At 72.0% G+C, this 10,674-nt stretch carries 10 protein-coding genes and 1 riboswitch; of the genes, 4 read left to right on the plus strand and 6 right to left on the minus strand.

What is annotated here, in order from left to right:
- Window positions 1-193: 193 nt before the first annotated feature.
- The 3 genes from AC5WRT_RS18440 to abc-f form a co-directional block, all read right to left on the minus strand.
- Window positions 194-997, minus strand: coding sequence for an enoyl-CoA hydratase/isomerase family protein (locus AC5WRT_RS18440; RefSeq protein WP_496095941.1), 804 nt, complete (start codon window positions 995-997; stop codon window positions 194-196).
- Between the two features lie 160 nt (window positions 998-1,157).
- Window positions 1,158-1,379, minus strand: coding sequence for a helix-turn-helix domain-containing protein (locus AC5WRT_RS18445; protein ID WP_004002281.1), 222 nt, complete (start codon window positions 1,377-1,379; stop codon window positions 1,158-1,160).
- 323 nt (window positions 1,380-1,702) lie between these two features.
- Entirely contained in the window at window positions 1,703-3,301 is a 1,599-nt protein-coding gene (abc-f, locus tag AC5WRT_RS18450) for a ribosomal protection-like ABC-F family protein (RefSeq protein WP_496095942.1), read from the minus strand.
- A 284-nt stretch (window positions 3,302-3,585) separates the two neighbouring features.
- Here abc-f and AC5WRT_RS18455 point away from each other — a divergent pair, with 284 nt between their 5' ends.
- The gene (locus tag AC5WRT_RS18455) at window positions 3,586-3,999 is read left to right on the plus strand and encodes a VOC family protein (protein WP_496095943.1); all 414 of its coding nucleotides are present in this window, start codon (window positions 3,586-3,588) and stop codon (window positions 3,997-3,999) included.
- A gap of 12 nt (window positions 4,000-4,011) precedes the next feature.
- Here the strand turns inward: AC5WRT_RS18455 and AC5WRT_RS18460 are convergent, their stop codons facing one another.
- The 3 genes from AC5WRT_RS18460 to AC5WRT_RS18470 form a co-directional block, all read right to left on the minus strand.
- Window positions 4,012-5,553: a hypothetical protein gene (locus AC5WRT_RS18460; protein ID WP_496100406.1), complete on the minus strand. Its 1,542-nt coding sequence runs from the start codon at window positions 5,551-5,553 to the stop codon at window positions 4,012-4,014.
- A gap of 181 nt (window positions 5,554-5,734) precedes the next feature.
- Window positions 5,735-6,859: an alpha/beta hydrolase gene (locus tag AC5WRT_RS18465; protein WP_496100407.1), complete on the minus strand. Its 1,125-nt coding sequence runs from the start codon at window positions 6,857-6,859 to the stop codon at window positions 5,735-5,737.
- Between the two features lie 214 nt (window positions 6,860-7,073).
- Window positions 7,074-7,733: a class II aldolase/adducin family protein gene (locus AC5WRT_RS18470; protein WP_496095946.1), complete on the minus strand. Its 660-nt coding sequence runs from the start codon at window positions 7,731-7,733 to the stop codon at window positions 7,074-7,076.
- Window positions 7,734-7,955: 222 nt separating this feature from the next.
- Here AC5WRT_RS18470 and AC5WRT_RS18475 point away from each other — a divergent pair, with 222 nt between their 5' ends.
- The 3 genes from AC5WRT_RS18475 to AC5WRT_RS18485 all read left to right on the plus strand — a co-directional run bounded on the left by AC5WRT_RS18475 (window position 7,956) and on the right by AC5WRT_RS18485 (window position 10,357).
- Complete coding sequence (locus tag AC5WRT_RS18475) at window positions 7,956-8,711, plus strand: lysozyme (protein WP_496095947.1); 756 nt, start codon at window positions 7,956-7,958, stop codon at window positions 8,709-8,711.
- A 153-nt stretch (window positions 8,712-8,864) separates the two neighbouring features.
- Window positions 8,865-10,097, plus strand: a complete 1,233-nt coding sequence (locus AC5WRT_RS18480) for an inorganic phosphate transporter (protein WP_496100408.1) — start codon at window positions 8,865-8,867, stop codon at window positions 10,095-10,097.
- Between the two features lie 35 nt (window positions 10,098-10,132).
- Window positions 10,133-10,357, plus strand: a complete 225-nt coding sequence (locus AC5WRT_RS18485) for a hypothetical protein (protein ID WP_496095949.1) — start codon at window positions 10,133-10,135, stop codon at window positions 10,355-10,357.
- Between the two features lie 124 nt (window positions 10,358-10,481).
- Window positions 10,482-10,621: riboswitch (cobalamin riboswitch) on the plus strand.
- Window positions 10,622-10,674 lie beyond the last annotated feature (53 nt).

Genomic DNA, 10,674 nt, shown 5'->3' on the forward strand with positions numbered 1-10,674 from the left:
TACCCGTTCGGTGGTCAGGGGTGCACTACGGTGGACCACGAGGGCCTTTCTGTCGGTGCAGATGTCGCAATCCACACCGAACCGGAAGGCCCTCACCCGTTCAAGATCCCTCAGCCGAGATCTGGCTCACCTGTCCACAACCTCCCCGGACAGAACAGCTAGGGGGTGCCGGGTTCACCCGGCGGCGCGGGGCTCATTCGCCCAGACCGGCCAGGTCCCTGAGACGGCGGGCCTGAGCGGCGCGCTCGGCCGCTCGCTGAGTGTCGTAGTCCCGGCCCTGGGCGCCGAGCAGCAGCGCCTTGGTCTCCACCACGGCGTCGCGCGGGGCGGCCAGCAGCGCTGCCGCCAAGTCCCGCACGGCGTCGTCGAGCTGATCGGCGGGCACGGCGACGTTGGCCAGTCCGGACGCCACGGACTCCTCGGCGCCCACGAACCGCCCGGTCGCGCAGATCTCCAGCGCGCGGGCATACCCGACGAGCCCGACCAGCGGATGCGTGCCGGTCAGATCGGGCACGAGGCCCAGGCTGGTCTCGCGCATGGCGAACTGCACGTCGTCGGCGACGACACGCAGATCGCAGGCCAGCGCGAGCTGGAAGCCGGCCCCGATGGCGTGCCCCTGAACGGCGGCGACGGACACGATGTCACTGCGCCGCCACCAGGTGAACGCCTCCTGGAACTCGGCGATGCTCGCGTCGAGCCCGGCGTCGTCACGGCGCGCGAGGTCGATGAAGGTCGGCTCGCCCGGGATCCCCTCCGGAGTGAACATCTGCCGGTCCAGCCCGGCGGAGAAGGACTTGCCCTCGCCACGCAGCACGACGACGCGGACGGAGCCGGGCAGCAGCCGGCCGGCCTCGGTGAGCGCCCGCCACAGAGCGGGGCTCTGTGCGTTGCGCTTGGCCGGGTTGGCCAGCGTCACCGTGGCGAGCGCGTCGTCGACGGTGAGCCGTACGCCGTCCTTGTCGAGTACAGGAGCGAGGTCCTGGTCGGGCGAAGCCATGGGGCGCCTCCGATGGGTGCGGTCATCACACAGTGCCGTTACGGCATGCTAAGTGACTGCACAGTAACCACCCGGCCGGACCGGAGTGCCCCCGGGCCCGTCAAAGGTCCGAGGAAGACCGACCGGGTGGCCACCATCGAAGCCGATGGGCCGCCCGGACTCAGGACGATGCGGCCTTCTTGCCCCGGGTCGCTCCGCCACGCCCACGGAGCGTGACGCCCGACTCACTGAGCATCCGGTGGACGAAGCCATACGAGCGGCCGGTCTCCTCGGCCAGTGCTCGGATGCTCGCACCGGAGTCGTACTTCTTCTTCAGGTCTGCCGCGAGCTTGTCGCGCGCGGCGCCGGTCACCCGGCTGCCCTTCTTCAGAGTCTCGGCCACCCGTGCCTCCTCATGGGAAGTGCGCTCTGGTCTCCTCATGATCACCCCTCTCGGGCGTGATGGCCACCCATTCGGCAAGGTCCGTGAGACATCGTTGTGACGACAGGAGTGGATCCCCACAAGCGGAATCAAGCATTCCAAGGGGTGGTGTCGGTGGGGCCGAACGGGTGGATTCGTGAAGTACCAGGTCAGCGACGCGATACGGCCGATCCCTTGGCGCGCAAGGGATCGGCCGGAAAATGCGTGTACGACACACCCCGATACGAGGAGATCTCACACAGATGATGGATCACGGATGAGCCGAATGATCCATACGCAGTGGATCAAGCCAGTGCGACCAGGTCCGCGTAGTCGGAGCCCCACAGGTCCTCGACGCCGTCCGGCAGCAGAATGATCCGCTCCGGCTGCAGCGCCTCGACGGCTCCCTCGTCGTGGGTGACGAGGACGACCGCGCCCTTGTAGGTGCGCAGGGCGCCGAGGATCTCCTCACGGCTGGCGGGGTCGAGGTTGTTGGTCGGCTCGTCGAGGAGGAGCACGTTCGCCGAGGAGACGACCAGGGTCGCCAGGGCGAGGCGGGTCTTCTCACCGCCCGAGAGCACTCCGGCGGGCTTGTCGACGTCGTCGCCGGAGAACAGGAACGAGCCGAGCACCTTGCGCACCTCGACCAGGTCCATGTCGGGCGCCGCGGAGCGCATGTTCTCCAGGACCGTGCGGTCGGCGTCCAGGGTCTCGTGCTCCTGGGCGTAGTAGCCGAGCTTGAGACCGTGACCGGGGACGACCGCGCCGGTGTCGGGCTGCTCGACGCCCGCGAGGAGCCGCAGCAGGGTGGTCTTGCCCGCGCCGTTGAGGCCGAGGATGACGACCCGCGAGCCCTTGTCGATGGCCAGATCGACGTCGGTGAAGATCTCCAGCGAGCCGTACGACTTCGACAGGCCCTCGGCCATCAGCGGGGTCTTGCCGCAGGGCGCGGGCTCCGGGAAGCGCAGCTTGGCGACCTTGTCGGACATGCGGACGTCTTCGAGGCCGGACAGCAGCTTCTCGGCCCGGCGGGCCATGTTCTGCGCGGCGACCGTCTTGGTGGCCTTGGCACGCATCTTGTCGGCCTGGGCGTTGAGCGCGGCGGCCTTCTTCTCGGCGTTGGCGCGCTCCCGCTTGCGGCGCTTCTCGTCGGCCTCGCGCTGCTGCTGGTAGAGCTTCCATCCCATGTTGTAGATGTCGATCGTGGACCGGTTGGCGTCCAGGTAGAACACCTTGTTGACGACCGTCTCGACCAGGTCGACGTCGTGGCTGATGACGATGAAGCCGCCACGGTAGGTCTTCAGGTAGTCCCGCAGCCAGATGATCGAGTCCGCGTCCAGGTGGTTGGTCGGCTCGTCCAGCAGAAGCGTGTCAGCGTCGGAGAACAGGATCCGGGCCAGCTCGATACGGCGGCGCTGACCGCCGGAGAGGGTGTGCAGCGGCTGGCCGAGGACGCGGTCGGGCAGGTTGAGCGCGGCGGCGATGGTGGCGGCCTCGGCCTCGGCGGCGTACCCGCCCTTCGTGAGGAACTCCGTCTCCTGGCGCTCGTACTGTTTGAGGGCCTTCTCGCGGGTGGCGCCCCTGCCGTTCGCGATGCGCTCCTCGTTCTCGCGCATCTTGCGGATCAGGACGTCGAGGCCGCGCGCGGACAGGATCCGGTCCCGGGCGAGCACGTCCAGGTCGCCGGTACGGGGGTCCTGGGGGAGGTAGCCGACCTCGCCGGAGCGGGTGATGGCGCCGGCGGCGGGGATGCCCTCACCGGCGAGGCACTTGGTGAGAGTGGTCTTTCCGGCACCGTTGCGGCCGACGAGGCCGATGCGGTCGCCCTTGGCGACACGGAAGGTGGCGTTCTCGATGAGGATGCGCGCACCGGCGCGCAGCTCGATACCGGAGGCGGAGATCACGGACAGACTCCAGGGCGTACAGGGATTGGCGGGTGGGCGGCTGAGGACGTTCCCGCCGTCTAATGCGCGAGGAGAATGGCCATGGGGAGAAGTCTAACGGGGGCATGCAAGCGGTTTTTCTACGTCCGCGCGTTCGGTCCGGGCCGGGGAGATCGTCGCGGCAGACGTGGCTGCCGAGGGCCGGCCCGTGCGGCGGAGCGGGCACTTCCGCCTGGGGCGTCGTCAGTGGCGGCTGCAAGACTGCACAGGACGCCACATACCCGACGCACGAAGGAGTGATCGGCATGGCAGGCACGGGCGGCGGACGGCCGAGCCTCTACCCCACGCTGCTGTACGCGGACGCGAAGGCGGCGATCAGGCAGCTGACCGAGGCCCTCGGCTTCACCGAGCTGTCGCTGTACGAGACGGAGGACGGCACGGTGATGCACGCCGAGCTGGTCCAGGGCAACGGCGCGGTGATGATCGGCTCCCAGGGCCGCGGCGGCCTGTTCGACACGGTGATGAAGGACTCGGGACCCGCCGGGGTGTACGTCGTCGTGGACGACGTGGACGCCCACCACCAGCGGGCCGTGGAGCACGGCGTGGAGATCCTGATGCCCCCGACCGACCAGGACTACGGCTCGCGGGACTACATGGCCCGGGACGTCGAGGGCAACGTCTGGAGCTTCGGGACGTACGCCCCGGAGATCGCCGGCTGACCTCGGGCCGGCTCAGCCTCCGGTGTGCACCTGGAAGGCGGCCCGGCGCACGGCCTTGGCCAGGGCCGGGTCGGGATGCGCTGCGGCGAGCGCGACCAGGACCTGCACGGTGCGCGGGTGCCCGACGACGCGGACCTCGTCGAGCAGCTGCGGGACGGTCGGCTGCACCGCGGCCTCCAGATGCCTGACCAGCATCGAGGCCTCACCGTGGTCGGTGACGGCCGCGGCGGTGTCCACCCACAGCCAGGTCGCCTCCTCCCGGGTGAGGACCTCGTGGGCGTCCTCCGGGTCGATCCCGTCGTGCTCGGCGAGCCACAGCAGGGCGTAGGGCCTGAGAGCCGGTTCGTCCACGACGGCGCGTACGTCCGGCTCGGCGGGGGCGCCCACGACGCGCAGCGCCTCGAAGGCCAGGCCGCGCAGCAGGGCGTCCTCGCCGCGTGCGGCGTCGATCAGTTCGTTGACGGCGTCGCCGACGGTGCGGGCGGCGATCCAGGCGCGGTACTCGGCGCGGGCGGCGTTGGGGCGGAGCTGGGCGCAGCCGCGGAGCATGTCCTCGGCGGACTGCTCGATGTTGCCGGCCGGACTCTGCGCGGCCACACAGATCTGCTCCAGCTTGACCCACACCGCCCAGCTGCCCAGCGGGGTGAGGGTGGCCTGGCCGTCGCCGTAGGTCAGCGCGCCGACGGAGGCGAGGGCCCGCAGCGCCCAGTCGAGAAGGGGCGCGAGCGCGGCGTCGCCGCTGGGGACCGGGGCCTGGGGTGCCGGGTCCGACAGGGCGAGGTCCCCGGCCGCCGTGACGGCCGGGCGGGCGCAGGCGGAGCCGGCGGGCCGCGAGGCGCCCGGTTCGGACGGTTGCCGGGCCACCGGCACGGCCGGCCGGGCGGAGCCGGGTTCGGTGGGCCGACCGGTGCCGGGGTCGAGGGGTACCTCGCAGCGCTCGGTGCGCAGTTCGGTGACCCGCTGCTCGAGCAGGTCGAGCAGCTGCTCGACCGGGACGGGCCCGGCGGACAGCTGGAGGAAGGAGAGCACCTGGGGCATGGCGGAGACGACCTCGGCGACGGCTGACGGCTCGTGCTCCTCGGGTTCCGGGGAGGCGAGCGACCAGGCGTCGAAGAGGGCGACCCAGCCGCGCAGTACGGCGCTGTCGTCGCGGTCCCAGGCGCGCAGCCGCCAGCCGGGGCGTGCGCTGTCGCCGTGCACCTCGACGAGTCCGGCGAGGCGTGCGGTGTCCCAGTCGGCGCGGACCTGAGCGATGCTCAGGCCGAGGTCGGCGGCGGCGCGCCGGGCGGTGGCGTCGGAGAGGGTGGCCTTGCCGTCGGACGTGGCGCCGTCGCTGCCGGGGCCGAGCGCGGCGTCGGCCCAGCGGGCGACCCTGACCGGGCCTGCCAGCCCGGTGCGGGCCATTCCGGCCAGTTCCGCGGGGGCCGGGGTGCCCTCCGGCGGCCGGGGTGCGGGGCGGCGCGGGCGCCGCTGGTTCACAGCTCTGGGGGCGGCGGCCAGGGGTCGAGGTCGGACGAGTCGGAGCCTGGAGTCGCGCGGGATACGGGACGTCACGGGTGCAGTCTTCCGGTTGACGGTCCGAAAACCCAAACGGAATGTCACGGCGGGCGACGGGGCTGGCCAAGGCACGTGGCCCGGGGCGAGCTGAGGAGGTGTGATCAGGCCAGTCGTACGGCCATAAACGGAATGCCCGGTGCCGGGGCGGTGCCGGGGCGGGGCCGGGGGCCGGGTGCCGTCACACCAGCGGGGTGAGGAAGCGGCGCAGCCGTTCCTGGTACTCCTCGGGGTCGGCGTTCCACATCGCCGCGTGCGGGGCCCGCGGCACGGTGTGCAGGGCGACCAGATCGGGGCGGCGGCGGGCGAGCCGGCGGGAGAACTCCCAGGGGGCCACCCGGTCGTCGGGGCCGTGGAAGATCAGGGTCGGCACGGTGAGCAGGCCGGGGTCGGTGTCGGGGGTCCGGTCGGCGTACAGGCCGGTCCGGCCCTGGGCGGCGCGCACGGCGAGCGGCAGCAGCGGCGGCGGGGTGTGGCGGGCGCGGGCGAGGGCACGCAGCGTGGCCTCCCAGCTGAGCACCGGCGAGTCGAGGACCAACCCGGCGACGTGCTCGCGCAGCGCGGAGTGCTCGGCGGCGCGCAGCGCCATGGTGGCGCCGGTGGACCAGCCGAGCAGGACGACCCGGCGGGCGCCGTGGCGGACGGCGTGGCGGATCGCCGCGTCCAGGTCGCGCCACTCGGTCTCGCCGAGATGGCTCAGGCCGTCCGGCGGGCGCGGGGCGCCGACGTCGCCGCGGTAGGCGAGCGCCAGGACCGGCACCCGGCGGGCGTGCAGGGCGGCCATGAGGTTCATGGCGTGCTCCCGAGTGGCGCCTAGGCCGTGCACGGCGATCACCCAGGTGTCCCGGGCGCCGGGCACGAACCAGGCCGGCAGCTCGCCGAGTTCGCCGGGCACCTGGACGTCGGCGTGGTCGAGGCCGAGGGCGGTGGTCGGATCGCCGACGTACAGGTTCGGGGTGAGCCACACCGCGTCGCCGGAGGAGAGGGTGCCGTGCGTGACGCGCTCCAGGCGGCGTACGACGGTGTCGGCGGTGTGCCGGGCACTCTCCAGGACGGGGCCGACGACCGCGTGGGAGCCGTCGCCGGCGAGGCCGTAGCTGCCGGGGCGCAGCGAGGCCAGGTCACGGGTGAGGGTGATCTGGCCGGCGGCGGTGCCGTGCACGGTGAGCCGGGGCTCGGTGGGCAGCGGGCGGCCGGCGGGCGCCTTCAGCGCGGCGTCGCTGGCGAGGCGGCCGGCGGCGACGGAAGCCATGGCCATGCCGGCGGCTATGACCGTGGTGAGGGCGGTGGCTTTGACGGGTCGCACGGGTCCAGTGTCCTGGGGGTTGCCGTCACCGGCCAGTGGAAGGGCGGGGCCAGGTGAGGGCCGTCGGGACGCGGGTGGGTTCGGCACCGCCGGCTGAGTCCGCCGGGGTGGAGTGCCGTCGCGGCGGACCCGGCGGACCGGTGGGAGCAAGCGCCGGCAGCGGTGGGAGAGGCGGTCGAGGAAGCGCCGGAGCGAAGTGCTGTGCGGCAAGGTGTCACCTCCGTTGGCCGTATTCCCTCAACCGTTCCCCGACCTCGGCGAGTTGTGCCTCGGTCAGCAGGGACGGGGTCAGCCCGGGCACCGAGGACGCCGTCAGCCACAGGCGGCACATCCACTCCAGCTGGGCGGTCCGGTCGTAGGCCTGGTCGAGGGAGGCGCCGTACGTGAGCGTGCCGTGGTTCTGCAGCAGGCAGCCGGAGCGGCCCGCCAGGGCGCGCAGCATGTTCTGGGCCAGCTCGTCGGTGCCGTACGTGGCGTAGGGGGCGACGCGGACGGTGCCGCCGAGGGCCGCCGCCATGTAGTGGACCAGGGGCAGCTCGGGCACGAGTGCGGAGACCGCCGTCGCGTGCACGGCGTGGGTGTGGACGACCGCGCGGGCGTCGGTGGTGCGGTAGACGGCGAGGTGCATGGGCAGCTCGCTGGTCGGCACCAGGGTGCCGAGCACCTGGCGTCCGGTGAGGTCGACGCCGGTGAGGTCGCCGGGGGTGAGCCGGTCGTACGGCACACCGGAGGGGGTGACCAGCACCAGGTCGCCCACGCGCGCGGAGACGTTCCCCGAGGTGCCGACCACCAGCCCGTCGGCCACGGTCCGCCGCGCCGTCGCGACCAGTTCCGCCCAGATCCGCTCGTGTTCGTCCCGCCGCTGCTCAGCCATACCGCGATCCTGCCAGCCGCGCCCAGGAGGAGGCGTACCCACGTTTCCGGACGCGCCCGCCGCATGAGGACGGACCGCCGCTTCCGGCCGGAAGCGCGCACCCCCGATCGGGCGAAATCTCATGAATCGCTATGAAGAAGTGTCATTTACCGTGATCATCGAGCCTTCAATGGTCCCTCCTGCCCACCAGATGATCTTCTTTCCGCAGAACCGGGGAGACACATGGCCCGTGAACGCACCCCGCTCCGTCGCCGCGTCGGCGTCCTCGCGGCGGCCATGGCGGCGCTCGCCCTCGCGGGCACCGCGTCCGCCGCCGCCGGACCTCCGGCACTGGCCTCGGGCCTGCCGCAGGGACACGACGTCTCCTCGCACCAGGAGCACGTCGACTGGCAGGGCGCCCTGTACGCGGGCGCGCGGTTCGTCTACGTGAAGGCCACCGAGTCCACGGACTACCGCAACCCCTACTTCGACGATCAGTACGACGGCGCCCGCGAGACGGGCCTGATCCGGGGCGCGTACCACTTCGCGCTGCCGGACCGGTCCTCCGGTGCCCGGCAGGCCCGGTTCTTCGTGCGCAACGGCGGAGACTGGCGGGCGGACGGCTGGACGCTGCCGCCCGCGCTGGACATCGAGTACAACCCGTACAGCACGAAGGACGAGTGCTACGGGCTGGACAAGAGGCGGATGGTCGACTGGATCTGGTCGTTCAGCGACGAGGTCGCGCAGGAGACCGGCCGCCGTCCGGTGATCTACACCACGGCCCACTGGTGGCGACTCTGCACCGGCGACAGCCACGAGTTCGCCTCCCGGCACGCGCTGTGGATCGCGCGGCACGGCAGCTCGGGGCCGGGGCCGCTGCCGGGCGGGTGGCAGAGCTGGACGTTCTGGCAGTACGGCACCGGGGGCGGGCTGCCGGGTGACCAGAATCTCTTCAACGGGTCGGCCGGCACCCTGCGGGCCTTCGCTCGGGGCTGGTAGCCAAGGGGCGCCTGGACCGAGGGGACCGGTCCGGCGGAACCGGAACCCGAACCCTCCTCTTCCGACACCCTGACGCCCGCCTCAGTTCATCTTCCGTTCACCCAGGTTGCCTACGTTCATCCAGCCAATGACCTCGAACGAATGCCTGGGTAAATGGAAAGCTTCTCGCTGATCCTCGCGATCGTGGTCGTCACCGCACTCGCGTTCGATTTCACGAACGGTTTCCACGACACCGCGAACGCGATGGCGACCACCATCTCGACCGGCGCGATGAAGCCCAAGGTGGCGGTGGCCATGTCCGCCGTCCTCAACCTCGTCGGCGCCTTCCTCTCCGTGGCGGTCGCCAACACGATCTCCTCGGGCCTCGTCGACGAGAACGGCATTCGTCCCGAGGTCATCTTCGCGGCGCTCGTCGGAGCGATCCTGTGGAACCTGGTGACGTGGCTCGTCGGCCTTCCGTCCAGTTCCTCGCACGCCCTGATGGGCGGCCTCATCGGCGCCACGATCGCCAGCGCCGGCACCGGGGCCGTCCACGCCGGCGTGCTCGTCACCAAGGTCGTCATCCCCGCTGTCGCCGCTCCCCTGGTCGCGGGCATCGCCGCGGCGGTCGCGGCGAGGTTCACCTACGTCGCGGGCCGCGGCAACGCCGACAGCCGGGCCGCCAAGAAGGGCTACCGCGTCGGCCAGGTCGCCTCCGCCGCCCTGGTCTCCCTCGCGCACGGCACCGGCGACGCCCAGAAGACCATGGGTATCGTCACCCTGGCCCTGGTCACCGGAGGCGTCCTCGCGCCCCACTCCGACCCGCCCACCTGGGTCATCCTCTCCGCGGGCCTCGCCATGGCGCTGGGCACCTACATCGGCGGCTGGCGCATCATCCGCACCATGGGCAAGGGCCTGACCGACCTCCAGCCGCAGCAGGGCTTCGTCGCCCAGACCAGTGCCGCCACCGTCCTGCTGGCCTCCTCCCACCTCGGGTTCTCGCTCTCCACCACACACGCCGTCACCGGCTCCGTGATGGGCGCCGGCCTGGGCCGCAAGGGCGGCGTGATCCGCTGGTCCACCGCGACGCGGATGTGCGTGGCCTGGCTGCTGACGCTGCCGGCCGCCGCGCTCGTCGGCGCGGGCGCCGAGAAGATCACCGAGCTGGGTGGCTGGGGCACCGCCGTCGTCGCCGTCGTCCTGGTCGCCGCCAGCGCCGGGATCTGGCTGGTGTCCCGACGCCACGTCGTCAACGCAGCGAACGTCAACGACATCGACGAAGCCGAAGAGCCCGCCGGCGTGCTGACCGCGGCCATCGCCGCTGTCACCCCGCCCCCGACCGGCGCGGCTGCCGCGGCCGATCTCGCGGCCGCCGGCCCCGCACCGCAGTCGTCGGCCGCGGTCTGAACCCGAGCACCCAGGTCCCCTAAGGAAGCATCACCATGACAATCGACTGGGCAGCCCTCGGCTCCGTCTTCGGCACCAGCCTCCTGGTCACCGTCGGCCTCGCCGCCCTGTTCACCCTCGGCATCGCGGGCCTCGCCAAGCGGGAGTCCGCCACCGCGCAGGGCGGTTCGGGCGCCCTCGCGGTCGTCGGCGCCTACGTCTGCTTCGCCGCGTGCGCCGCGGCGGTGGCCTACGGCATCCTGCTGATCGTCCGACGCTGACGACAGTTGCAGCCCGAGGGGGCGGTACGCAGTGCGTACCGCCCCCTTTCGCACGCCCGCGCACCCGCCCCGGTGTGTGGGCCTTCGCACACTCTCCCCGCCCAGGTCAACGGCAAGTTGACGGCCGTTCCGGGCGCGTGGTGGACTGCCCGGGCCATGTACGGCGGCAGGAGAGGAAGCCGGTGCGAATCCGGCGCGGTCCCGCCACTGTCACCGGGGAAGAACCCGGGAGCCAGGAACTCTCACCGCCGAATCTCGTCGAACCAGGGCGCGGACACCCTGAGTGAGGACACAGATCGCCATGCCCGGCTGCCGAA

This window comes from Streptomyces sp. NTD91, assembly GCF_059510455.1.